Origin of the sequence: Entomobacter blattae, assembly GCF_014672835.1 — a bacterium.
Classification (GTDB): domain Bacteria; phylum Pseudomonadota; class Alphaproteobacteria; order Acetobacterales; family Acetobacteraceae; genus Entomobacter; species Entomobacter blattae.
In genome coordinates this window covers 2,246,398-2,267,740 of record NZ_CP060244.1, presented here as the reverse complement: position 1 = coordinate 2,267,740, position 21,343 = coordinate 2,246,398, and the positions used below count along the sequence as shown (strand labels likewise).

At 44.9% G+C, this 21,343-nt stretch carries 26 protein-coding genes, 2 pseudogenes and 1 riboswitch; of the genes and pseudogenes, 2 read left to right on the top strand and 26 right to left on the bottom strand.

Features of this window, described 5'->3' with window-relative positions; translation table 11 throughout:
- Positions 1-20: 20 nt before the first annotated feature.
- From JGUZn3_RS10170 to JGUZn3_RS10120, 11 genes are all read right to left on the bottom strand, one after another.
- On the bottom strand, positions 21-1,103 hold the full coding sequence (locus JGUZn3_RS10170) for a sulfate/molybdate ABC transporter ATP-binding protein (RefSeq protein WP_203413401.1): 1,083 nt from the start codon (positions 1,101-1,103) through the stop codon (positions 21-23).
- Positions 1,100-1,975 (bottom strand): sulfate ABC transporter permease, encoded by an 876-nt coding sequence (locus JGUZn3_RS10165; RefSeq protein WP_203413400.1) that lies wholly within the window; start codon positions 1,973-1,975, stop codon positions 1,100-1,102. The genes JGUZn3_RS10170 and JGUZn3_RS10165 overlap by 4 nt, the downstream gene beginning before the upstream one ends.
- Complete coding sequence (gene cysT, locus JGUZn3_RS10160; protein ID WP_203413399.1) at positions 1,965-2,888, bottom strand: sulfate ABC transporter permease subunit CysT; 924 nt, start codon at positions 2,886-2,888, stop codon at positions 1,965-1,967. Before cysT ends, JGUZn3_RS10165 begins: the two co-directional genes overlap by 11 nt.
- Entirely contained in the window at positions 2,885-3,916 is a 1,032-nt protein-coding gene (locus JGUZn3_RS10155; RefSeq protein WP_203413398.1) for a sulfate ABC transporter substrate-binding protein, read from the bottom strand. The genes cysT and JGUZn3_RS10155 overlap by 4 nt, the downstream gene beginning before the upstream one ends.
- 38 nt (positions 3,917-3,954) lie before the next feature.
- On the bottom strand, positions 3,955-5,841 hold the full coding sequence (gene cysC, locus JGUZn3_RS10150) for an adenylyl-sulfate kinase (RefSeq protein WP_203413397.1): 1,887 nt from the start codon (positions 5,839-5,841) through the stop codon (positions 3,955-3,957).
- 115 nt (positions 5,842-5,956) lie between these two features.
- Positions 5,957-6,751: a sulfate adenylyltransferase subunit CysD gene (gene cysD, locus JGUZn3_RS10145; protein WP_203413396.1), complete on the bottom strand. Its 795-nt coding sequence runs from the start codon at positions 6,749-6,751 to the stop codon at positions 5,957-5,959.
- Positions 6,752-6,818: 67 nt separating this feature from the next.
- Positions 6,819-7,502 (bottom strand): phosphoadenylyl-sulfate reductase, encoded by a 684-nt coding sequence (locus JGUZn3_RS10140; RefSeq protein WP_203413395.1) that lies wholly within the window; start codon positions 7,500-7,502, stop codon positions 6,819-6,821.
- A 290-nt stretch (positions 7,503-7,792) separates the two neighbouring features.
- Positions 7,793-8,992 carry a trans-sulfuration enzyme family protein gene (locus JGUZn3_RS10135; RefSeq protein ID WP_203413394.1) on the bottom strand — a complete coding sequence of 400 codons (1,200 nt, stop codon included), beginning with the start codon at positions 8,990-8,992 and terminating at the stop codon, positions 7,793-7,795.
- An 85-nt stretch (positions 8,993-9,077) separates the two neighbouring features.
- Positions 9,078-9,156: riboswitch (SAM riboswitch) on the bottom strand.
- Positions 9,157-9,467: 311 nt separating this feature from the next.
- Positions 9,468-9,611 carry a hypothetical protein gene (locus JGUZn3_RS10130; protein ID WP_203413393.1) on the bottom strand — a complete coding sequence of 48 codons (144 nt, stop codon included), beginning with the start codon at positions 9,609-9,611 and terminating at the stop codon, positions 9,468-9,470.
- A 422-nt stretch (positions 9,612-10,033) separates the two neighbouring features.
- Complete coding sequence (locus JGUZn3_RS10125) at positions 10,034-10,219, bottom strand: YqaE/Pmp3 family membrane protein (RefSeq protein ID WP_203413392.1); 186 nt, start codon at positions 10,217-10,219, stop codon at positions 10,034-10,036.
- A gap of 237 nt (positions 10,220-10,456) precedes the next feature.
- Positions 10,457-11,464 carry a glycosyltransferase family 2 protein gene (locus JGUZn3_RS10120; protein ID WP_203413391.1) on the bottom strand — a complete coding sequence of 336 codons (1,008 nt, stop codon included), beginning with the start codon at positions 11,462-11,464 and terminating at the stop codon, positions 10,457-10,459.
- A 909-nt stretch (positions 11,465-12,373) separates the two neighbouring features.
- Here JGUZn3_RS10120 and proA point away from each other — a divergent pair.
- Positions 12,374-12,508 (top strand): annotated as a pseudogene (gene proA, locus JGUZn3_RS12495) (glutamate-5-semialdehyde dehydrogenase); the annotation flags it as partial.
- Positions 12,509-12,701: 193 nt separating this feature from the next.
- Here proA and JGUZn3_RS12695 read toward each other — a convergent pair.
- Together JGUZn3_RS12695 and JGUZn3_RS10105 are read right to left on the bottom strand one after the other, a co-directional pair.
- Positions 12,702-12,959 carry a cell division topological specificity factor MinE gene (locus JGUZn3_RS12695; RefSeq protein ID WP_203414908.1) on the bottom strand — a complete coding sequence of 86 codons (258 nt, stop codon included), beginning with the start codon at positions 12,957-12,959 and terminating at the stop codon, positions 12,702-12,704.
- A gap of 504 nt (positions 12,960-13,463) precedes the next feature.
- Positions 13,464-13,682, bottom strand: coding sequence for a hypothetical protein (locus JGUZn3_RS10105; RefSeq protein WP_203413389.1), 219 nt, complete (start codon positions 13,680-13,682; stop codon positions 13,464-13,466).
- A gap of 370 nt (positions 13,683-14,052) precedes the next feature.
- Here JGUZn3_RS10105 and JGUZn3_RS10100 point away from each other — a divergent pair, with 370 nt between their 5' ends.
- The gene (locus tag JGUZn3_RS10100; RefSeq protein ID WP_203413388.1) at positions 14,053-14,235 is read left to right on the top strand and encodes a hypothetical protein; all 183 of its coding nucleotides are present in this window, start codon (positions 14,053-14,055) and stop codon (positions 14,233-14,235) included.
- A gap of 231 nt (positions 14,236-14,466) precedes the next feature.
- Here JGUZn3_RS10100 and JGUZn3_RS10095 read toward each other — a convergent pair whose 3' ends face one another.
- The 13 genes and pseudogenes from JGUZn3_RS10095 to JGUZn3_RS10035 all read right to left on the bottom strand — a co-directional run bounded on the left by JGUZn3_RS10095 (position 14,467) and on the right by JGUZn3_RS10035 (position 21,338).
- Positions 14,467-15,492, bottom strand: coding sequence for a tyrosine-type recombinase/integrase (locus JGUZn3_RS10095; RefSeq protein WP_238996806.1), 1,026 nt, complete (start codon positions 15,490-15,492; stop codon positions 14,467-14,469).
- A 32-nt stretch (positions 15,493-15,524) separates the two neighbouring features.
- Positions 15,525-15,653 (bottom strand): annotated as a pseudogene (locus JGUZn3_RS12960) (excisionase family DNA-binding protein); the annotation flags it as partial.
- Between the two features lie 35 nt (positions 15,654-15,688).
- The gene (locus JGUZn3_RS10085; protein ID WP_203413385.1) at positions 15,689-15,946 is read right to left on the bottom strand and encodes a hypothetical protein; all 258 of its coding nucleotides are present in this window, start codon (positions 15,944-15,946) and stop codon (positions 15,689-15,691) included.
- On the bottom strand, positions 15,936-16,265 hold the full coding sequence (locus JGUZn3_RS10080) for a hypothetical protein (protein WP_203413384.1): 330 nt from the start codon (positions 16,263-16,265) through the stop codon (positions 15,936-15,938). The genes JGUZn3_RS10085 and JGUZn3_RS10080 overlap by 11 nt, the downstream gene beginning before the upstream one ends.
- Complete coding sequence (gene dut / locus JGUZn3_RS10075; RefSeq protein WP_203413383.1) at positions 16,240-16,815, bottom strand: dUTP diphosphatase; 576 nt, start codon at positions 16,813-16,815, stop codon at positions 16,240-16,242. The genes JGUZn3_RS10080 and dut overlap by 26 nt, the downstream gene beginning before the upstream one ends.
- A 3-nt stretch (positions 16,816-16,818) precedes the next feature.
- Positions 16,819-17,034 carry a hypothetical protein gene (locus JGUZn3_RS10070; protein ID WP_203413382.1) on the bottom strand — a complete coding sequence of 72 codons (216 nt, stop codon included), beginning with the start codon at positions 17,032-17,034 and terminating at the stop codon, positions 16,819-16,821.
- A complete protein-coding gene (locus tag JGUZn3_RS10065; protein ID WP_203413381.1) occupies positions 17,028-17,894 on the bottom strand; it encodes a DNA cytosine methyltransferase in 867 nt (288 codons plus the stop codon). Before JGUZn3_RS10065 ends, JGUZn3_RS10070 begins: the two co-directional genes overlap by 7 nt.
- A complete protein-coding gene (locus JGUZn3_RS10060) occupies positions 17,891-18,181 on the bottom strand; it encodes a DUF6874 family protein (protein WP_203413380.1) in 291 nt (96 codons plus the stop codon). Before JGUZn3_RS10060 ends, JGUZn3_RS10065 begins: the two co-directional genes overlap by 4 nt.
- Positions 18,182-18,245: 64 nt before the next feature.
- Complete coding sequence (locus tag JGUZn3_RS10055; RefSeq protein ID WP_203413379.1) at positions 18,246-18,647, bottom strand: hypothetical protein; 402 nt, start codon at positions 18,645-18,647, stop codon at positions 18,246-18,248.
- A gap of 222 nt (positions 18,648-18,869) precedes the next feature.
- Positions 18,870-19,850, bottom strand: a complete 981-nt coding sequence (locus JGUZn3_RS10050; RefSeq protein ID WP_203413378.1) for a recombinase RecT — start codon at positions 19,848-19,850, stop codon at positions 18,870-18,872.
- Positions 19,847-20,689: a YqaJ viral recombinase family nuclease gene (locus JGUZn3_RS10045; protein ID WP_203413377.1), complete on the bottom strand. Its 843-nt coding sequence runs from the start codon at positions 20,687-20,689 to the stop codon at positions 19,847-19,849. The genes JGUZn3_RS10050 and JGUZn3_RS10045 overlap by 4 nt, the downstream gene beginning before the upstream one ends.
- A 117-nt stretch (positions 20,690-20,806) precedes the next feature.
- Positions 20,807-21,088 (bottom strand): type II toxin-antitoxin system YafQ family toxin, encoded by a 282-nt coding sequence (locus JGUZn3_RS10040; RefSeq protein WP_203413376.1) that lies wholly within the window; start codon positions 21,086-21,088, stop codon positions 20,807-20,809.
- Positions 21,075-21,338, bottom strand: coding sequence for a type II toxin-antitoxin system RelB/DinJ family antitoxin (locus JGUZn3_RS10035; RefSeq protein ID WP_203413375.1), 264 nt, complete (start codon positions 21,336-21,338; stop codon positions 21,075-21,077). Before JGUZn3_RS10035 ends, JGUZn3_RS10040 begins: the two co-directional genes overlap by 14 nt.
- Between the last annotated feature and the right edge of the window lie 5 nt (positions 21,339-21,343).

The following is a 21,343-nucleotide window of genomic DNA, read 5'->3' as shown; positions in this document are numbered from 1 at the left end:
TATAAGAAATAGTAACAATTTTAAATACTGTAAACAAGCGTGTTCCCTGTTTGCGAAGTTTCTTCTAGATAGTGGCCATTTCGAAAAAGTCTGGCAGAGGAAATATCAATGCCAATGGGGCCAGAAGGCAAGGTTTGAGCGGTATAGGGAATACGGATGGAAAGAGGATCTTTTTCCGTTTCTATTTCCAGATAAAGATGCTCCCCCCGGTGCTCATAACGGGAAATTCTAGCTTGCCCTTCTCCAGGGACTAGGGCAATTTCATAAGGGCGTATCATCGCTTCGGCAGGGCCTTCAGGTACGGCAGCAGCAAAGGGAAGAAGGCTGGGATTATTGGGAACAACCAGGTTGTGCTTAATGGAGCAGGGAAAAGTTAAGGTCTCCCCCATAAACTCCATTATAAAGGTGGTGGCGGGTTTTGTATCCAAAAGATGAGGATGGCCTGTTTGGGTGATTTTACCATTTTGCATCACCACAAGCCGATCGGCTATCTCAATCGCTTCACTCTGGTCATGGGTTACCAAGATAGTAGTAAGCCCGAGTTCTGTATGCAAGTTACGCAGCCATCGGCGGATATTTTTTCTCACCAGAGGGTCTAGGGCTGCAAACGGCTCATCGAGGAGTAAAACTTTAGGTTGGGTAGCTAATGCCCTAGCTAAGGCAACCCGTTGTTTTTGGCCGCCTGATAACCTGTGGGGGTAGCTATCAGCAATATGCGGCAAATGCATCAGTTCTAGCAACTTCAGAACTTTTTGATTGATTTCCTTTTTACTGGGTCGGCTTCGGGCTGGGAGGAGGCGCAGCCCAAATGAGATGTTATCTGCAACATTCATATGAGGAAATAAGGCATAGTTTTGGAATACAAAGCCAATATTGCGTTCCTGGGGGGGCAGCGCTTCAACATGCTGCCCATCAAAACTAATCTCTCCTTTCTCAATTTGGTCAAGGCCCGCAATAACCCTGAGCAGCGATGTTTTCCCTGCTCCCGAGGGCCCAATCAGGGCAACAAACTCTCCTTCCTCCACTGTGAGGGAGATAGCATCGAGAATGTGTTTATGCCCACTCTGGTCAAGGCGGGTAATGTGGCTGATGTGAATACTCATGGTAAATTCCCCTGATAAGACTGACCTTGTTGGGAAAAGCGGCGAAGAAGCACAATGCCTAACGAAAGAACGACCAAAACAATGGCTAATGAAAATGCGGCAGTGGTCTCGTAGCTATTATAAAGTGTTTCTATTTGTAAGGGCACTGTTTCAGTAAAGCCAGGAATATGGCCTGAAACGACAACAACTGCACCGAACTCTCCCAAGGCCCGAGCTGTGGTAAGGAGCACACCAGAGAGCAATGCAGAACCAGCCTGGGGGAGGGTGACTTTAAACAGGATAGTCGTAAAGCCTGCACCTAACAGCAGGGCAGATTCTTCCATATCTCTTTGGGTAGTCTGCATAATCGGCAGCAAAGTTCGGGCCACAAAGGGAAAAGTCACAAAAAGGGTCGCTAGCAATACTCCATAAGGGGTATAGATAATATGCACCCCTATCTGGGCCAGTGCTTTTCCAAACCAACCTTTTTCTCCAAAGACCAGTAGCCAGACCATGCCAGCAATAACAGGCGATGTTGCTAAGGGAATATCAATAAGGGCAATGAGGATTTTTTTGCCAAAAAATTCAAATTTGGTGAGGCACCATGCGCCCATAATCCCGAAAAAACTATTGATCAGGATAGAGATCATCGTAACGGCCAAGGTGAGCTGGATGGCTGAAACGGCCTCTGGTTGGGAGATGTTTGAAAAAAATGCCCCTATTCCATCGCCAAAAGCTTGCAGACAGACAAATAAAGCCGGCAGGAAGAGGAGGATTAGGGCAATGGCATAGGCACCCAAGGCTAGGCTTACGGAATATTTTTTGTTTCGGGAGATTCTGTTCTGGGAGGAAGACAATATAGGGGGGGGTAAAGCATCGGTTTTAGTGTTCATGGGCATGCTCACTTTCAGGCTTTACGATTTTCCATGCTGCTGGTTCATTGGAGGTAATAAAGCGCTGGCGGTAAATGGCGATAAGCAGAAAACAAGTAAATGAGAATCCCAAGGTGATAACACCAATGGCGGCGGCACCTGTATAGTCAAACCGTTCAAGATGGATGACAATTAATAAGGAAAGAACCTCTGTATAATGGGGCAGGTTTCCCGCAATGAAGATAACAGAGCCGTATTCTCCCACCCCGCGGGCAAAGGCCAAGCTAAACGCGGTAATAAAGGACGGCATAAGGCTGGGAAGGATTACGTGGCGAATAATCTGGCCATGGGAGGCTCCTAAGGTGGCAGCTGTTTCTTCAATTTCAACAGGCAGACTTTTGAGAGCTGGTTCCATGGTTCTCACTACAAAGGGCAGACCAACAAAAACCAGGGCCAGAATAATCCCTATAGGTGTAAAAATGACATGAATGTGAAACTTAGACAGGATATGCCCAATCCACCCATGAGGGCCATAAAGGGTTGCCATGGTAATACCCGCAATGGCTGTAGGAAGGGCAAAGGGGAGGTCTACAATCACATCAAGAATATGAAGCCCAGGCATATGCTGGTTTCGTGCCAGGGCCCAGGCAAGGATTGTTCCTAAAAGCACACAAATCCAGGCGGCACAAAAGGCCGTGCCAAAACTTAGGGCTAAGGCTGATAAGATCCGAGAGCTGGTAAAAAGAGTATAAAAGGTTGAAAACCCGTTATGGAATGAAGCCATAATCAAGGCGGTAATAGGAAGGATGACCAAAACACCCACCCATAACAACGTCAGGATGAGGCTCGTTCGGAAGCCAGGAAGAATAAAACGTTTATGCCGTTTGGTACAAAAAATAGGGCGGTCTATACCAGAAAAGACAGATTGGTTCATGTTCGCCCCCCTGCCTGGATTTGGTCAAAAAGGGCGTTTGGTGCAAAATGCTCTTTGGTGAGCTCGGCCATGCTGCCTAAATCAGAAAGGGAAAAGAGTGATATATCGGCAAATATTTTCTGGATAAGAGGCTTCATGGCGGGGTCAGAGGGGCGAAAAAAATTATGGGCACTAATCGTTTGCCCTTCCGGGGTATAAAGGAATTCCAGATAATGGCGGCCAGCCTTGGTAAGACCATGGCGTTGAGTATAATGCTCAACAATGGCCACAGAGGGTTGGGCCAATATGCTGCGAGAGGGAATGACGATATCAAAGAGGCCTTTTCCCGTTTCCTGAGTGCTCAGCATGGCATCTGTCTCCCAGGCCAGGAGCACATCGCCAATTTCACGCCGTACAAAGGTGTTGGTAGAGCTGCGGGCAGAAGTGTCGAAAACAGGTACGTGCGAAAAAACATTTTTCATATAGTTTCGGGCTTGTTCGGGGGCATGGGGCCATTGGTGAATAGCCCACCCCCATGCGGCCAGATAATTCCATTTAGCTCCGCTGGAGGTTTTGGGGTTAGGAGTTATAATCTCAATATCGGATCGGGCTAGGTCTGACCAATCGTAGATATGTTTTGGATTTCCCTTTCTGACCAGAAAGACAATGGTGCTATGGTAAGGAGAAGACTGAAAGGGAAAGTGAGAGCGCCACTCTTTATCAATAAGGCCATTTTTAGCCAGAAAATCAAAATCCGAAACATCTCCCAAAGTAGCAATTGAAGCAGGTTCTCCATTGACAATGGAGAGTGCCTGGCTGCGAGACCCCCCGTTTGAAACCAGGAGCTTAAATGGAAAATCCGGGTTTTGGTTTAGAAAGGCAGTGTTAATGATCTGATACAGCTTACGGGTAGAATCGTATGATACATTCAGAAGGATTTTGTTGGCATGAGAAGTCCGGCTAAGAGAAGCCACAGACAAAACACCAGCCGCACAGGCCAAGCCCGTTATAAGGGCTTCCCTTCGTCTAAACAGGGGAGAGCTTGTCATGCCTGTACACTCCTTTGTCTCATCAGAAAAAAGGGGGATTAACCAACCCCTTCCTGTTTTTTGGTAAGGATTTGGCCTATAATATAGTCAGTCAGTGTTTGGGCGTTCTCTTCTGCGGAATGCCCATCAGTGGAAAGGGTCAAGCTTGGAGAGGTTGGGGCCTCATAAGGAGAATCAATACCTGTAAAGCTCTTAAGCTTTCCACTTCTTGCCTGGGCATATAACCCTTTAGGGTCTCGTTGCTCGCAAACGGAAAGGGGCGTGCTGATATAGATATCTTGGAAGAATTCTCCCCCGATCTGTTTAGCTTTGGCCCGCTCCACTGCTAACGGAGAGATAAGGCTTACAATAACCACCAAGCCAGACTCTGCTGCTAGGCGGGCGACATAAGCGGCCCTGCGGATATTTTCTGCCCGATCTTGCTCAGAAAATCCAAGGTCGGAACATAAGCCAGAACGTAAAGTATCGCCATCAATCAGCAGGGTGTTGATCCCCTCTTGAAATAAACGTGCTTCAGTTGCTCGCGCAATCGTGCTTTTGCCAGACCCGGAAAGACCTGTCAGCCAGAAAATTCCCGCTTTGTAACCATTGCGGCTCGCTCGGTCATGGGGGGAGACGATACTGCTTGCAGGATGAATAGCCTGTTCGCCCTTTTGTAACTCTGCCGGGCCGATGAGGGGGGCTCCGCCAACAATGCGCTGGAAGCTGTCAACGAGAACACCTCTCCCATCGGTTGTACCAGGGCTAAAGGCATCAAACAGAATATTTTCCGAAGCCGCAAGAGTAATCTCGGCAACACCTTCTGGTGGAACTTCGGTTGAGGAAGCTGAGGTCAGGGTTTCTAGATCATAGACGGAGTCAATTGAGGCCACGGTCACATGGTGCTCAGCAGTGGCAAGGCGAAGCAGAAAGCTCTCTCCTACTTTTAATGGCTCTTGGCGTAACCAGAATAAGCGGCTTTTAATACGGGCAGCTTTAAGAGGCGGATTTTGAGGAGGAAAGAGAAAATCCCCTCGTTCAGGGATGACATCCGGCTCAAGTACGACAGCAATGGATTGTCCTGCTACAGCAGAAATTTGTGGGGCCGTATGCCAGCTCTCGATAGAGGCAATACGAGCTTTTGCCCCTTGTACCCCGATAATGACTTCATCTCCCACTTTAATGCGTCCGCGCTCCAGGCGGCCAGCCACAATGCGTTTTGTTCCATCAAAACGATATACATCTTGGACAGGAAACCTAAAAGGCAATTCCGCCTGGGAGCTCGGAGAAGGGACTTTCTCCAGGGCTTCTACCAGAGTTGGGCCTTGGTACCACGCCATGTTGGGAGATGGAACAGTAATATTGTCCCCATCGCGGGCAGAAACCGGGACAAAAAGCGAAGGAGTAATTTCCATACGCTTCAGAAGGGAGTGAATATCTTTCTCAGCTTGACGAATTTTCCCTTCATCAAATGCTAACAAGTCAATTTTATTCAGGAGGACAATAACATGGCGGATACCCATAAGATGCAGCAGCATGGCATGGCGGCGCGTTTGTTCTTTGGCCCCTTCTGAAGCATCCACCACCAATATTGCAGCATCAGCGTCAGCAGCCCCTGTAATCATGTTGCGAAGGAATTGCCGGTGGCCCGGAGCATCGACAATCACAAACTCCCGCCCATTTTTCAGATGGAAGGGGATACGGGTAGAATCTACAGTAACCCCTTGGTCTCGCTCAATCTGCAAGCTATCTAGAAGAAAGCTCCACTCAATTTTTAAGCCACGCTTCTCGCTAGAAGCCTTGATCTGGGCAATTTTTTCGGCAGGTAGGCTCCCAGTATCATAAAGCAGTCGGCCAATAAAGGTTGATTTTCCATGGTCTACATGCCCCACAATAACAATGGGGGTAGCCGGCAGAAGATAAGGGACGATAGAAGGTGAAGACATAAAGAAAGTTCCTGGTGTCTGCAAAAATAGGCGGGAACGTCCCATTCAGTGCATAAAGGTTCAGAATGGGGGGTTATGAGCAGGTCGATTGTATTAAGAAAGATGACAAAAGGCTTTAGAGATAGCCACTGACCCTAAGGCGTTCAAACGCATCTTCAGATTCATGGTCCATAGCCCGGCCGGCACGTTCGGAGGTTTGTGAGGTCTCTAGCTCGTGAATAATTTCTTCAATGGTAGAGGCATTGCTTTCAATGGGAAAGGTAATGTCCTGATCACCGAGGGAGCGATATCTTTTGCCATTCTTTGAAAAGTAAAGATCGACAACGGGAATATTCTCCCGTTGGATATAACGCCAAATATCAATTTCACGCCAGGCCAGTAGGGGATGAACGCGCACATGCACCCCAGGGGCATGGATTGTGGCGTATTGGTCCCAAAATTCTGGTGGCTGGTTTCTTACATCCCATTTATGGCTGCTTCCCCTGGGGCTAAAAACCCGTTCTTTTGCCCGAGTAGCCTGTTCATCCCTGCGGATGCCGGCAATAACCCCTGCCAATTTATGCTGCTCAATCATTGCCGCCAGACCGGCTGTTTTTCTAGCCGCAGATCGGGCTGCTGGGGGAAGTGAGGGATCAATCTCCTCAATAGAAGGGCAAAAACCATGCAGAAAGTTGAGGTTCCATTTCTTGATATACTCATCGCGGAAAGCATACATTTCAGGGAATTTTTTTTCTGTATCAACATGCATGACAGGAAAAGGAACATGCCCTAAAAAGGCCTTACGTGCCAGCCACACCATAACGTTAGAATCTTTGCCTAGTGACCACAGCAGGGCCAAGGGCTTGAGCTTTCTGTAGGCTTCACGAAGAATGTAAACACTTTGTGCTTCGAGCTGGTCAAGTGAATCCATGGAAGCAATCCTTATCAATCGGGCTTATAAAATGAGAAGAGAGGAAGAGGTTACTATTAAAAATTTTTTAGTGGGCTAAGTGAATACCGCATTCAACCTTACCCTTACCTGCCCACCGTCCAGAGCGAGGGTCTTCTCCTTCGGCTACGGCTGTGGTGCAGGGAGCACAGCCGATAGAAGGATACCCCATTGTGCTTAATGGGTGACGAGGGAGATGATGGTGTTCTATATAGCTTTCCAGCATATCATGGTTCCATTGCGCCAACGGATTAATGCGAAAACGATTATTGGGCTGTGGCTCTACCATAGGCATACTCGCCCGTGTACTCGCCTGGTTACGTTTTCTCCCAGTAATCCACCCCTGGTAGGGAATTAAGGCCTTATCCAGAGGTTCAACCTTACGTAGGGCACAGCAGGCATCCACATCAAAATAGCAAAGCTGCCCTTCGGGGTCACGGGCCTGGATCTCAGACGGTGCAGGGGTAATATCCTGAACATTCCTTAACCCTAAATGGTCTGCCAGGGTATGGCGATAGTCCAGCGTTTCCTCAAAATGTTTACCCGTTTGCAAGAAGAGAACAGGAACATCTCGATCAATCTGCGAAACCAGCGAAAGAAGAACAGCAGAATCCGCCCCAAAGGAGGAAATGATAGCAACCTTATTTTTCAATGCTCCCAGAAGGGCCTCTTGAAGGAGGCTCTCTGTAGAGTGGCTGGCCTGGTGTAAAGCATTAAAAACGGAGGAAGGCATGAAGGTTTGTTCCTATTAAACACTATTTTTTATCGTAAAATAGTCAATTAAGCTTTATATAGTATGAAAATAGGTGTTTGAAAAGATACATTTTACAACATGGGTGCAATAAATTTTTAAAAAACACAAAAAAATTGTATTAATAATTTAATTTTACATTTTAAAATGTATAAATCTCTTGCCTTCACCTTTTGCCTTCATTACTTTCTTGGGCACATATCCTTTTGAGCAGTCCTTTTCGTTAGGGGCCACACAGTATAAGGTAATGAGGGAGGGGAGAAAGCTTTCCTTCAAAGAGCCAAAAAGGCGTTGAGGATATCGGCTTTCAGGTCTTCCCGATGTTCTGTGCCCACAGAAAGACGTAAAAGGGAATCCGTAATGCCAAGATGGCCCCGTTCTTCAGCGCCAATTTTCATATGGGTGGTGGTTGCAGGGTGGGTAATGAGGGATCTTGTATCTCCGAGATTATTGGAAATGAGGATGACCTTGAGGGCATTCATGAAGGCAAAGGCACTCTTCTTGCCCCCTTTCACCTCAAAGGCAACCATTGTCCCTCCGTTTTCCATTTGGCTTTTAGCCAAATCATATTGGGGGTGAGAAGGGTGGCCAGGGTAGAATACCCGTTCTATTTGGGGGGAGTTCAATAAAAGTTCTGTAATGAATTGGGCGTTGTCTGTCATCGCTTTTAGACGAAGGGTGAGGGTTTCCATTCCCTTGAGAATGGCCCAGGCGTTAAAAGGAGAAAGGGTTGTACCCGTGTTGCGGGTATAGGGGAGGAGGGTTTCCTCTGTCCATGTTTTAGAGGCCAGAACAGCCCCGCCAATAGTCTGACCATGCCCATCCATATGTTTGGTTGTAGAATAGACCACGACATCGGCCCCAAGTTTTAATGGCTTCTGAATCAGGGGAGCAAAGGCATTATCCATAATCACAATGGCTCCAGCCTTATGGGCAAGTTGGCTAATCGCTTTTATATCTAAGATATCGAGCCTGGGGTTGGAAGGGGTTTCCAAAAGAACAGCAGCAGTTGGTTGAGAAAGAGCCTGCTCCCATTGCTCAAGATTATCTCCATCAACAAAAATACTTTCAATGCCATAGCGGGGCAGCAGAGTAGAAACAATCCAGTAGCATGAGCCAAAAAGAGCGCGAGAGGCCACAACCCTTTCACCCGCCTTGACATGGGCTAGAAGCGCAGAAGAGACTGCCCCCATGCCAGAGGCGGTGCAAGTACACATTTCTGCCCCTTCTACAGCTGCTAGCCGCTCTTCAAGAGCTTTAAGGGTTGGATTGCTATAACGGGTATATTGATAACGTTCTACATCCCCGGTAAAGGTGGCTTCTGCTTGTTCTGCTGAATCGTAGGCAAATCCCGAAGTCATGAAGATTGCTGGGCTAACCTCACCATAAGGGGTGCGCTCTGTTTGAAGCACTTGTGTTTCGGTATGGAGGGAAGAAGGAGGCTTTGGGGAGGAAGAAGCAGCATCATGCATAATAAGGTTTCTCCTAAAATCAAAAATACGAGCAGACAATGTTGATTTTGGTCGTAGAAACCGTAATGCGCCTTACATTATCAATGCAACTGGCATTATGGCCCCTTTAGCGCATTTGTTTTACCTCGCTGCAAGCCGGCCATCAAATCACGAGGGTATAGAATGCCAAATGGCAAATAAGATTACGTGTGAATATTATATAAAAATTTTTATAACACTGTAAATAGTAAGGATAGGAGTCTTCATCCCTTAAACGGTTTAGATATGCAAAAATGTGGGAACAGGTGCAATCTTGTACTCACGATAGATAGTGATGATCTACAATGGGCAGGCAATAGTGCCGATCACCTCGTTATTGATGAGGCGGCAACAAATAATGTCATGTGTTCCAACGCATTCCATGCACTTCTAAAGGATGGCGCTTCTGAATGATGAGGATCAGAAGGATAAACCAGAGACCAGGGGGGAGGATAATTTAGGAGGGAACGTCTTGTGTTACAAAAAACTTTTCTGAAGAGTGGTTCAGATGTCCTTTGGCAATAAGGGGTTCTACCTCATCTACGATTCTAGCACTCATCACTATACGAGGCTTGCCTATAAGTTTTTCCAAGCTTGACATGCTCTAGGCCCTTAACAGTGATGGCAAGACCCTTCGCCTGAAGGGTTTTAAACAGTTCTGCCGTATGAGGAAGGTTATCAATAGTGTCTTACATGTTTAGAGTCTTTACGAAGAATACGGACTAAATATCCCCCATCTTCACCATTACACCTGTTACACAAAGAATCGTACTCTATTACGTTTCAAGACTCTGTTATATAAAGAGAAGTAAGGCTTTTCTTCCTTACTGGGTTCATCCCTCTTTAAGGTCTCTCAGAGCGGAGGCCTTAAGAATTGGTATACTCTTACCTAAATGCTCTCACTTAATAGATAAGGGAATCCGAAGGGTGGAAATAATGGACATCATTTCCTGTCGAGGGGTTATCCACAGTGTCTATGGTGTTTTTGAAAGGGCGATCTCATCTTGGAAAGAGTCATGAGCCTTAACGTTTTAAGGCTTTAATTTTTTGGTCTGTTTTATATTGGCTTAAGGCGTAAACCGACCAGATGGCTGCGGGAATCCAGCCAATAATTGTAATTTGAAGAAAAAAGCATATCAAACCGGCAAAAGGGCGGCCAATTGTAAAAAACTGAAGCCATGGGAGGAGAAGGGCAAGAATAAGTCTCATAAAATACTCCAATTTACAGGATTTTGCCAATGAAAAGCCAGAAACGAAAAACCAGATATGATAGGTTTTAGGGTCTTCGTTATGATGGTGCAAGGTATTTTCTACCGTAGTAGAATGAGGGGAATATCAGTCTTTCTAATAGAGGGATAAACTTCCAATTTTACGGTATTACTAGGCTAATTGTCTCGTAGGCTGATTGTGCTGATTGTCTTGACATTATCGGGGGTAGGAAAGGGCTTATGACCCCAATGATGGGAGGTTTTCTTCAGGAATATTGTCTTGGTGAGTGGGCTGGGCCTGGTGGAGATGTTCGATAAAATAAAGGGGGCGGTGTTTTGTTTCATTAAAGATTCTTCCCAGATACTCTCCTACAATCCCAATTGCGGCGATCTGAATTCCCCCAATAAAGAGGATAGTGGTGATCAGGCTTGGATATCCTGAGACAGGGTTATTAAAAAGCAGGGTTTTGGTAATGATAAAACAGCCATAGAGAATAGCCACACAGGCGGTAAAGAAACCAATATAAGTTGTTATCCGTAATGGGACAGTTGTATAAGAGGTAATACCCTCTAGAGCAAAGTTCCAGAGCTTCCAGTAATTGAAGCTGGTAGTTCCCCCGTGCCTGGGGGCTCGATCGTAGAGGATGGCCTTTGAAGGGAAACCAATCCAAGCGAAAAGACCTTTCATAAATCTGTGATGTTCGCGCATTTCCAGCAGAGCATTCAGGGCCCGTCTGCTAATCAATCTAAAATCGCCCGTATCAGGGGGAATGGTAATTTTATCGCCAAGTCTTTCCATAAGGCGATAAAAAAGATGCGCAGTAAATTTCTTTGCAAAAGTATCTGTCTCACGGGATCTGCGCTGGGCATAAACAGTATCCACATTTTCTTTCGCAGCAATAAGATCGGTAATGACTTCAGGAGGATCTTGAAGGTCAGCGTCAATAATAATAATGGCATCAGTGGCCTGTGCGTGGTCTAAGCCCGCTGTAAGGGCAATTTCTTTGCCAAAATTACGTGAGAGGTTAATGTAGCTTACATGGGTATCTTCTAGAGAGAGAACGCTGACAATTTCCAGGGTTTTATCTTTTGAGCCATCGTTTACGTAAACAACTTCCCAGGATTCTCCCGTTTTGTTCATAACGTCTGATATTCTTTTGTGGAATTCCAGAATATTTTCTTCTTCATTGTAGCAAGGTACAACAACACTATAGGTGGGAGCTTGGCTTTTTATAGAAGCTGGCATTGGGTTTCTATCGTGCATAATTGAGTCGTATATAAAAAGGGAAGAAGGGATATTTCCTTTTTAATAGGAAAAGATTTTCTCAAAACGGTCTGCTAATCAATACAATACTGTGTGAGAAAGGAATAGACCTTAAAAAAGAAAAAAACTCCTGCTAAGCAGGAGTTGGAGTTTAAGGTTTAAAGGTGGCGTGTAGTAAGAAAAAGTTTCTTACACAATTAGAATTGTTACATGATTTTGCCATGATTGCAAAGAAATAAATGCAACAAAATTAAAAAAACAAATAAAACTGTTAATATTTATTAACATTTATTTAATAAATTGACAAAAATTTAATTTTTATAAGAAAAAATCATAAATATTTATTTTACATTTCCTTTTTCTTTTCAAAAAGAACTATTAATAAATAATAAAATTTTGATTATTATAGATTACTGATATATTTCTTATTAAAGATTGCTATATAGCTGATATTTTTTATAAATGCTTTAAGAAAAATAAAATAGTTAAAAAATAACTCTAAGAGAGAGTGAGGATGATTCGCAATTTCTGGCTCTTCCTCCTGAATGAAGTGGGTCAGGGGGATAAATAGTTCTGCAGGAAGAAAAAATTATTGGCCATTCCTCATTTCTTTTTCATGAAGAAGACGTTTCGGCAGTTTATGGAGCGTATTGGAGAGTAGCCGCTTGGTAGGCGGGCTTGGGTCTTGATGAAGGCTTGCAGGAAGAGGGTTTGCAGAGTTTTGGTGATGCAAGATATCGTTTGTGCATAAGGATTGAGCAACAGGATATAATAAGACTCTCCTGATCTTGTCTCGACCTTTTTGGCGTTATGAGTCGCTCGTCTTGCCGGGGGGCATGAGCTGCTTTTACTAGTGGATCTTTCTCTTCAGGAATGGTTTTGGCGATAAGGGCAGAATTGGAGATGACTCGTAAGATTTTGCTGAATGCCAAAATGCGCCGGGTAGGGATTTGCGGAGCAACAGAAACGTTATTGATTGATGAAGTCGTTGCACCGTCTTTTTTGCCTGTATTGGTGGAAGATGTACAGCTTCCCCCAAATTTTATTTTTCCCCCCGTACGACCAAAGCAGAGAAAATGCTCATACGTAACAAGGCCGCAATACGGGTTTTGCGAATATCTCCCCCAAAGCTGCAACCCGTTCTTCACTCGACCCTAAAACTACATCCCTTTTCCAGGCGTAAAATGGTCAGCTTCCAAGCTGCTTTCAAAGACAGGGTTCAAAGATGGTGTTCAAAGATGGGGGAAGAATCAGAAAAAGCTCCCACAAAACGACCAATACCCACTCTAGGAAAGAAGAGGCTTTCCTGAATTTTTTCCTGATCTATGGAAATATGTTTTTTAATAACTTCCAGAATTTCACGGTTAAGTTTTGCCAAAAGATCAGAAGGAAGGAGAGTTTCTTCCTCATTAGGAGAAGAGAGAGAAGCCTCTTTTTTGGAGAAGGCAGATTGTTTTTTCTCATTTTTCTTTTGCAGTTGTCAGGATAGGTGTTTCTTCATGTGTTCTTCTGCATGTTTTTTGAGCTTTTTTCGTAGGGGTGATCCTATCATTTAAATCAGCGGAAAACCCTTAAAGGGTTTGAATAGGGGGCGGGGGGTAATAAGAAATATGGCCAAAATATCAGCCGTTAAAACAAATGCAAAACGGTTATGTTTGTCTAAGAGAGATTAGGAAAAATGCGTGTCTCTAAAAATATAGTTATGGATTGCAGTTTTCCGGTGGAAGGGTGGTTTGAGGCGTCTTTAAAGCTGGTCTTCGGATTTTCTTAAGACTGTTCTTGCAGGTCATTGAGGTTGGTATTAGCCAGGTGCCTGATCAGAGCGGTAATTTTGCTGTGAGAGGAGCAGAGCTCAGCGCTCACCTTCGATGGCTGCAATCAATTGCTTCATGAGAAGGTTGCAGTTCTTCTGTTGGGTAAAAAATGAGGTTGGAGAGCATTCGAAAGGTTCCGCTTTGCTGGCGTATGCTGGAGTATAAAGTCAGAGAGATAGCGTATTTTCGTGCTTTTCTTTTGGAGGAGGTTTTTTTTCATGGGCACTTGCCAAAGCCTCAAGCCAGGTTGCAACAGCTTTCGGGATATCAACATCTCCAGCCCCCCATCTGCGAACTAGGCGCTCATTACAATTGAGTAGGCACGCTAACCCGCGCCCTGTCCAGTTCAGAGCAGAAAGACATTCATGAAATCTGTTGGGGGGCATTCCCCCAACATCTTTACGGCTACGCTGATAAGCCCTGCAATCAGGCCACCAATAATGCCCGATGCAATAACGATAGGGGCTAACTTGCGGTCACGTTCCAGTTTGGCGGTCTCAGCAATAAGCCTGTGCTGCTCGGCAACGAATTCACGAGTTTCTTCTTGCGCCCTATCAATGCAAGCGATTTGCTCTTGAAGATCCAGGTCTGAAACTTGTTGTACTCATTTGGATCATTCCACTCAAAAAGAAGGGGCTATCCTTACTTTCTGGTTTGGTTGTTCCTCATATAGGGGAATAATTAAACAACTCAATTCGCTAAAAAAATAATGTATGTATCCCTCTAAAACCGCAATCTTCTTCTTTGGTTGCTGTTATGACAGTCTTGGTGAGTGGAAATATGGATTTTATTTCCACTGATATTTTGCTCTATGCGGCTTTGGTAGGGGTTATTTTATGGCCAGCCTACCAAAACTTCCCCAAGCAGGGTCTTGGCTTGTTTGGCCCTATTGTTTGTAAACTAGCTAGTGCAGAGAATTTGGGGTGGATCAATAAGTAGGTGAAGAAGGAAGGGTAAAAAAGCTCTATAGACTCTAAAAACTAATGCTTTATTATAAAGATAGATTTAAAAACCCGAGCAAAAATGCTGGTGCTGCTGGACAGGATTGAACTGTCGACCTCTCCCTTACCAAAGAAGGTAAGATGTAAAAACCCTAATGTTTTCTAGGTTTTATTTTAGCTACTTTATATATAAAAGCTGTATTTATCCACACAAAACTATGCCACTGGCCTAGTATTCATCTGATAACGCTTTCGCAGCTTGTTTAAGCCATTCTGGGCTATGATGGCCGTAAACTTTTTCAATCATTTCAACGCTATTCCCCAGATATTGTGCGATCATAGGAAAGGGTACTCCTGCTATAACCATCCAAGTAGCTGCTGTATGGCGAAGTGTATGTGGCGTTGCGCCTTTTATTCCTGTTTTAATAGATAGGTCTCGAAAAGAATGTCGTATGGACTTTATGGGCTTCCCATTAAATTCTATTACAAATTCTGATAATCTAATGTTTACAGCATCAGTAAGATAAGGGATTAGTTTTTCTGGAATAGGAATGATAGCTCTTCTTTTATTACCGAGGCCATTGCCGAAATTAATTAATTTGTTTTTAAAATCTACTTGCTCCCACTTTAAAGATAGGATTGCACCAGAGCGTGCGGCCGTGTAGATTCCTAATAAAATAAAGAACTTTAGGTGATATGATGGGGCATGTTCAATAAGAATATCCACCTCACTTCTCGTAAGCCACCTGTCTCGTGGTGGTGGGGTAGGTGGAATTTCAATATATGGAACATCTCGCAACCATTTTTCTATTTTGGCAAAATTTAATGCAGCACGCAATGTTGTTAGTTCTTTTATAATTGTTCCATTACTGAGAGGTTTATTTCTTCCCCCAGTTGCTCCTCTCCTCCCTTGCTCTCTTCTTTGGTTTGCATAGGTTAAACAGGTTTTTCTTGATATATGATTTGGTTGTAAAAAACCTAAATGTTCTGATATAGAGGCACAGGCATATTTTAATCCTTCAAAGCCCGATACTTTTCCTTTTCTGTTTTCTAGATATTTCTGTAATATATTATTAACTGTTATAGTTTGTGGCATGGTGTTGCTATCAATACCCGCCAGAAATTGTTTTAAAAGTTTTCTCGCTTCTGTTTTATCTTCTGTCCCAAGAGATATGCGTTTTGCCTTCCCGTTTTCCCACCATCTAACATAGAATCGGTTCCCTCTTTTAATGAGGGTATATTTTGGTTCTGACAATCTTCTTCGTTCCATATTCTTTCTTCATAGTTAGCTAAATCAGACTTTCTTATCCTGTATTGCGATCCAATTTTAATAGCTTTTAAATCGCCATTTTTAATTATTTTACATACGAAGCTCTTTGAACATTGCCACCTCTCAGCTACATGAGATGTCTTCATGAGCTTTGGTGGTAAGGCGTCGTTGTTAGTTTCACTCATCTTTTTCTCCCTCTTCCATCCAGTAGGTTAATCGCTCTTTGAAGTATGGATTGAGGCTTTTGCATTCTTCTTAGAATTATTGCTGCTAAATAGGCTGCCATTTCCTCTACTTCGTCCGTAGAGAGGTCACGCCCTTCTTCATTGTTAGTTACCGTATATCCAGAGCCAGGAGCGCAGGCGAGAATTAATTTTATAAAACCTCGTAATACCTCTTTATCTGGTGTTTTCGGGTCTAATAAATTTTCAATCCCCATCTCTGCCCTCCTTCATGCGGCTGAGGATTTCTTTCTCATTTTTTGCCATCCCAGCCGCAGTAGACCGTATTATGCGTTGCATTTTTTCTATGCGCTCACCGTTATTGTGATTAGAAAAAAACTCATCCACGAAATTTAGAAAATTATCTTGCAGGCCATTTGTTTTAATAAAATCGCTCATAAAAACAAAAAGGCTTAACGTTGACAATGTAAATTGTGAGCGGTCTCCGTAATTTTCCAGAAGTGAACCATTGTATTCTCCAAACCTCTTAATGAGATTTGAGATAGTATCGTCATATCCCCGTACTTCCGAACCCATTTTGTCCTCTCTGTGTTTCCGTTAAAGTCGTGGTTTGTTCCCATTCAGCACGATAAATAGGTGCGAGAATGGCCTGGGCTATTTTCTCTCCGTAAAAAATATTGCGCGTCTTGTTTGATATGTTTCTTATCGCGATCATAATTTCACCACGGTAGTCACTATCAATTGTTCCTACCCCATGGGTAATAATAAGGCCGTCATTGATGCCCTTGCCGCTGCGTGAACGTATTTGTAGCTCGTATCCAGTTGGAACCTCTATACAAATTCCTGAACCAAAAACAGTAGTGCAATCTGCAAAAATATTTAAATATGCATCCTTTAGCAGGGCTTTTGATTGCCTCTTGTCATTCCCATATAATACAGACATCAGATCAGGGTCTGATACATGTAGATATTGCTTTTTGATATCAAAAGCTGCCCGTAAATCGAACCCTGCTGCTCCATCTGAACCGTATGAGGGCAACCCCCATGTCCTCAGATCATAGTGAGGGAGTGTTTGGATTTTAAGTTTCATTGAATATCCTCCAGCATGTTCCTGTGTGAGTTTCATTTTTTATTGCCTTAAAATAGTGGAAGTTCTTCGTGCTAAATATTGATGCAAACAGGCTTTTTCGGCTTCTGATAAGACAAGATTGAATTCTTCAGTCATGGACGTAATGGCCTCCTGAATGGGGTTATAATCAGACCTCCCGTCCCGATTTGGATTTTCCAGATTTTCTTTGTATATTTCTATAAGTCGATCAATTCGTTGCCCAAATCGTATTACCATTCCAAACTCTCCATAAATGCCCGTATAACCTGCGCTGCTAGCGGCGGGACGATTGCATTGCCGTAACCCCGCATGAGTGCCACGCGTCCGGAAAGCCCATCAACCAGCAAAGGAATTGTGGGTTCGGCGCGCCTTGTTTTTCCGTCGAGTTTACTTGTGACTGGTACCCAGTTATCCCAGAAGCTGTCATATGTTGTGGCAAATACTTTCCCGTATCCTGCGTCCTGCATGTCCCTTTTCCCCTCTTGCTGTCCGATGCTGTTGCTGTCGGCCATGTCATCAAGGTTGGGAGTGCGTAGCTGTTCCTGCCCATTTGGCTTTTCCCTGAAACATTCTTTGAGTCGTTGACTGTCGGTGTTGGCCATGGCGATCCAGTAGAGGCGGTTTCTGATGTGTGGGGCGTTGACGGCGCAAGACGGAATATCGACCGCCCGGCAGGTGTAGCCTTCTCCCTCCAGATCAGCACAAACTCCGTCGAACCAAGCATAGCCAAGTTTTCCTGCAACCTGCTCACCCATAACGACAGGGGGCCGGTTGGCTTTGATGAGCCTAAATAGGTCTGGCCATAGATGCCTTGTATCATTGTCCCCCTGTTTTTTGCCTGCAACCGAGTAGGGTTGACAGGGGCATGATCCTGTCCAGATTGGCATGTCTTCTGGCCATCCTGCGAGTTGCAGGGCGTATGGCCATCCCCCGATACCGGAGAAGAAATGACATTGTGTGTATCCCGACACCTCGTCAGGGGTAATTTCTGAAATAGATCCCTCATTAATATCTCCGTCTGGCAGTAGATGGTTTTTAATAATCTCTGCCAACCACGCATTGGCGTTCCTGTCTATATCGTTGTAGAAGTGGGTCATAGAGCACAGCGGGGGCGAAAATGGTTAGTCATCTTCCCTGTATACCGATCTATTCCTAGAATATCATGAGCCAGAGAAAAATCCTCAAAACTTAGCAAACGATCAAAATCCAGTGGAATACTATTGTAGTGGCAGACCATGAGAGAGGTGAAAACCTGATCAAACCTATTCCCCAGATGCTTACACTCCTTTTCATATTTTATCAGACAAGCATGAGCTTTTTCTTCAATTTCTGGCTCTCTTTCATCTAAAGAGAGCCCTTTTATAATAACAACCCGTTCCATCATTCCCCCTCCTCATAGCCAACGTAGGGGAGAACGAGACCGGCACGAATGTCGGTATCCATCTTGCTCACAAGAGACTCTCCGGAAAAAATTCATGCCACCCTTCAGTTGCGTAATTTATATAATATTTGTAATTTTCTCCTACCGTGTTTTTTAAGCGGGCCGTAATACCACACCCCACGTAAACAAAACGATAGAGGGTATATGTTTTTCCTGGTTTTGCGTGGCTCATGATTTCGTCAATATCACTAGCAATAAACCTCTCCTCAAATTTATCGTCTATTGAATAGAATTTTGACAATTCTCCGTGCTGATCTAGCTCCCCCTGTGTTATTGGCCCGTTGTTGATCTCTAACCTGCTCAGGATTTGGTTTTTAATTTCCTGAATTTTTAGCGTGTCCTCTGCCATGATTGCGTAGTGGTATTGGACTAGGAGTTCACCGTGTGACGGCTGGTGTGTGGTGTTCATTTCGTTTCTCTATTTCTTCTGTGACCTCGGCTAGTGCATCTTCACAATTTGGAATATCTGTGAAAAAACGCTGTAGCTGGTCGAGGTCGTCGTTGGTGTAATTACCGTAGTTCCAGGGCATTTATTTTCGGCTCACAAGAGCAATGACCGCGAACATGAGCAGGATCAGCGCGCCCTGTGCTATGAGGCCGTAGAGGAGTTCTGAGGCGAGCAGGTGTGGGGTCATACCAGTGCCCCTTCCTGATTTGTGTTCTGATGAAGTTCACGCTCTTTATGCTGGAACATTTCCTCTGTGATGGCCCGCTCCTCAGGCGTAAGATTTTCAGACTGGATAATCTGAAATGTCTTGTTGAGGGCATCCAGTGTTTTAGCCTGTGCAATAAGGGATTTAGACCGAACCAGAGCGTCGCTTTCAGCATCGATAATTTCAGCCTCCAACGCATCCATTTTTGAGGGTGGGGCCTGTTGTTCTATCTGTGTATTAGCCTGTGCAGGTGCTGGCTGTGATACGGTGTTGAGGTCGTAAAGATCGTTGTCACGTTGTACAACGTCGTCAATTTCGGCATCAATGGGCAGCCATTTGGCCAGCCTGCGGAATACGGTTTTACGGGCCATTTCCTCATACCATTGTACCCATGGCCCCTTATCTTTCCCTGCAGAACTTTCCTTAACCTTTTCAATTTCATCGAGCGACATGACTTCAAATTGTGGGGAAGAGCCGTCCTTGAAGTGGGCAATGGCATAGGCTCCCACCATATTGCCACGATCGCCAGGGAATTTCGGTTTATGGGAGAGCTTGCTCTCCGTGCCCTGTTCCCATAGGAAGTCATCATTTTCATAGATGACCCGCGCTTCGATAGAGGCGATTTCACCGCTGTTTCTGATGCGTTTTTGAATGCCCGCAAACATGGGCATATAAACGGCATCACCGCCGAATTTGACAAAAGCGGCTTCTCTGCCATCTGGTAGCAGTCCATCAGCCGCACATTTAATAGCAGCGTTCTTCAGGCTCTCTCTATTGAGGTTGAGCAGCGATTTATCAATATTGATTGCCATCATAACCGTACGCATAAAGCGTTGTGGTGTTATGTGACTAGGTAGCACGCTGACAAGCTGTTTTTGCATACCCGCCAGTTCACTCTGAAACAAATCTACGGGTGTTGACTGCTTCTGATTTTGTTTTACTGGTGCTTGTGTGCTCATTGTACAAATTCCCTGATGTTAAGGCGTGTGCTGCCTTTGCGGCCCTTGATGATTTCCCCTGGTAGGGCTTCCCTGTCTGGCGTGTCTTTTGTCTGGACAGCCTTAATGGAAAAACCGTTACAAATTGCCCCTGAATGACCTTGGAGAAGCGCTTTAATCTGGTTAGTAATCTCGGCTTCTTGCTCTTCTCTTGCTTTACGCTCATGGGCCAGCTTCAACTTTTCAGCGCAAAGTTCAGGAAGTTCATTATTTCCAGTGAGATCTAAGGTGTCGTCGACCCGTTCGTAGAGGGTTTCGATGATTCCTGCCGTTGTCTCCAACCCATCAATGGGTGGGGGTCTGTTCTCCCGTATGGACTGCCAGAATTCGGCGATACGTTTACGGATTTCTGCCATTGTTCTAGGGCGAGCGTCATAGTGGTAAACGTGTCGCTGATTGCCGCCAACCAACGCTCCGATAATTCCCCACCCAAGGCCCGTGCAAGCCAGTTGGTGCTGGAGTTGAAGCATGATGTGCAACGGCGGTTCGCCGGAGGCTTTCCATTTGTCACGGAATACTTGGTAATCGACGTTTTTGATTTCGAGAACGCCCGGGCCGCTGCTCTCTGCCATTCCGCCCGTGATGAGATAGTCCGGTGTGCAACCCATGCCCTGCACGTGGGCATCCTCATAATAGAGTGCTTTTTCAATGGTAAACCCGTTTTCTTCAGCAATGTATTTGGCTATTCCCTCTTCAAGGAAGTTTCCCCATTTCACCCGCTCATTGTCCACAACTGGAGCTGGGGCGTTACCCGCTTTCACCTGCCATAGCCCATAAGGGGAAAGCATGTAGTTGGGCATGTCGCCAACCTTCAGGAATATTATGCCAGTAAAAGGGAGGGGTAGAATGGCTTTTGCTTCCCCTGATTTGGAGAATCAAACACCTAAAACTCTGTGTAGGGTTGGTGGATAGGCAAGTTACGAAAACAGCTCGCTATGTGAACCAAGACGGGCAAGCGAAAGAGTATTCTCATCGGGGAGCTGATAAATAAGCAGCAGGTCAGGCTTGATATGGCATTCCCTGTAATTTCCCCAATTTCCAATGAGAATGTGGTCTTTGTATTTTGTGGGTAGGGGAGTGTCAGAGAGAAGAAGGGAAAGAACAGCCTCAAGATCAGCATCCAGTGTCTTTCTGTATTGGCCTTTACTTTCCCGCTTGTAATCCTTCTTAAAGCGTGTGGAATACTCAATCGTTCTCATGCAGGTCAGCCATAAGCTTACTTAGGGAAGATACTTTTTTGCCTTTGCCTGCATTAAGTTCATTCATGGCCTGCTGCGTTGCTGCATTGGGAACCTTAACTTCAAAGGGAAGCTTCTTTTCTTCTGCTATTCTGGTCATCAGCAGGCGTATGGCATCAGAAGCTGTAATGCCCATTTCCTTTAAGGCATGCATGGCCTTTTCCTTTGTTTCAGCATTAATACGCGTTCTGATGATGGAATCTGTTTTCATGGCTA

What these genes read in the sequence shown, in the direction of transcription:
- JGUZn3_RS10170 (WP_203413401.1), bottom strand. Translation starts at nt 1,103, where the DNA reads ATGAGTATTCACATCAGCCACATTACCCGCCTTGACCAGAGTGGGCAT.
- JGUZn3_RS10165 (WP_203413400.1), bottom strand. Translation starts at nt 1,975, where the DNA reads ATGAACACTAAAACCGATGCTTTACCCCCCCCTATATTGTCTTCCTCC.
- cysT (WP_203413399.1), bottom strand. Translation starts at nt 2,888, where the DNA reads ATGAACCAATCTGTCTTTTCTGGTATAGACCGCCCTATTTTTTGTACC.
- JGUZn3_RS10155 (WP_203413398.1), bottom strand. Translation starts at nt 3,916, where the DNA reads ATGACAAGCTCTCCCCTGTTTAGACGAAGGGAAGCCCTTATAACGGGC.
- cysC (WP_203413397.1), bottom strand. Translation starts at nt 5,841, where the DNA reads ATGTCTTCACCTTCTATCGTCCCTTATCTTCTGCCGGCTACCCCCATT.
- cysD (WP_203413396.1), bottom strand. Translation starts at nt 6,751, where the DNA reads ATGGATTCACTTGACCAGCTCGAAGCACAAAGTGTTTACATTCTTCGT.
- JGUZn3_RS10140 (WP_203413395.1), bottom strand. Translation starts at nt 7,502, where the DNA reads ATGCCTTCCTCCGTTTTTAATGCTTTACACCAGGCCAGCCACTCTACA.
- JGUZn3_RS10135 (WP_203413394.1), bottom strand. Translation starts at nt 8,992, where the DNA reads ATGCATGATGCTGCTTCTTCCTCCCCAAAGCCTCCTTCTTCCCTCCAT.
- JGUZn3_RS10130 (WP_203413393.1), bottom strand. Translation starts at nt 9,611, where the DNA reads ATGTCAAGCTTGGAAAAACTTATAGGCAAGCCTCGTATAGTGATGAGT.
- JGUZn3_RS10125 (WP_203413392.1), bottom strand. Translation starts at nt 10,219, where the DNA reads ATGAGACTTATTCTTGCCCTTCTCCTCCCATGGCTTCAGTTTTTTACA.
- JGUZn3_RS10120 (WP_203413391.1), bottom strand. Translation starts at nt 11,464, where the DNA reads ATGCCAGCTTCTATAAAAAGCCAAGCTCCCACCTATAGTGTTGTTGTA.
- JGUZn3_RS10105 (WP_203413389.1), bottom strand. Translation starts at nt 13,682, where the DNA reads ATGCCCCCCAACAGATTTCATGAATGTCTTTCTGCTCTGAACTGGACA.
- JGUZn3_RS10100 (WP_203413388.1), top strand. Translation starts at nt 14,053, where the DNA reads ATGACAGTCTTGGTGAGTGGAAATATGGATTTTATTTCCACTGATATT.
- JGUZn3_RS10085 (WP_203413385.1), bottom strand. Translation starts at nt 15,946, where the DNA reads ATGGGGATTGAAAATTTATTAGACCCGAAAACACCAGATAAAGAGGTA.
- JGUZn3_RS10080 (WP_203413384.1), bottom strand. Translation starts at nt 16,265, where the DNA reads ATGGGTTCGGAAGTACGGGGATATGACGATACTATCTCAAATCTCATT.
- dut (WP_203413383.1), bottom strand. Translation starts at nt 16,815, where the DNA reads ATGAAACTCACACAGGAACATGCTGGAGGATATTCAATGAAACTTAAA.
- JGUZn3_RS10070 (WP_203413382.1), bottom strand. Translation starts at nt 17,034, where the DNA reads ATGGTAATACGATTTGGGCAACGAATTGATCGACTTATAGAAATATAC.
- JGUZn3_RS10065 (WP_203413381.1), bottom strand. Translation starts at nt 17,894, where the DNA reads ATGACCCACTTCTACAACGATATAGACAGGAACGCCAATGCGTGGTTG.
- JGUZn3_RS10060 (WP_203413380.1), bottom strand. Translation starts at nt 18,181, where the DNA reads ATGATGGAACGGGTTGTTATTATAAAAGGGCTCTCTTTAGATGAAAGA.
- JGUZn3_RS10055 (WP_203413379.1), bottom strand. Translation starts at nt 18,647, where the DNA reads ATGAACACCACACACCAGCCGTCACACGGTGAACTCCTAGTCCAATAC.
- JGUZn3_RS10050 (WP_203413378.1), bottom strand. Translation starts at nt 19,850, where the DNA reads ATGAGCACACAAGCACCAGTAAAACAAAATCAGAAGCAGTCAACACCC.
- JGUZn3_RS10045 (WP_203413377.1), bottom strand. Translation starts at nt 20,689, where the DNA reads ATGCCCAACTACATGCTTTCCCCTTATGGGCTATGGCAGGTGAAAGCG.
- JGUZn3_RS10040 (WP_203413376.1), bottom strand. Translation starts at nt 21,088, where the DNA reads ATGAGAACGATTGAGTATTCCACACGCTTTAAGAAGGATTACAAGCGG.
- JGUZn3_RS10035 (WP_203413375.1), bottom strand. Translation starts at nt 21,338, where the DNA reads ATGAAAACAGATTCCATCATCAGAACGCGTATTAATGCTGAAACAAAG.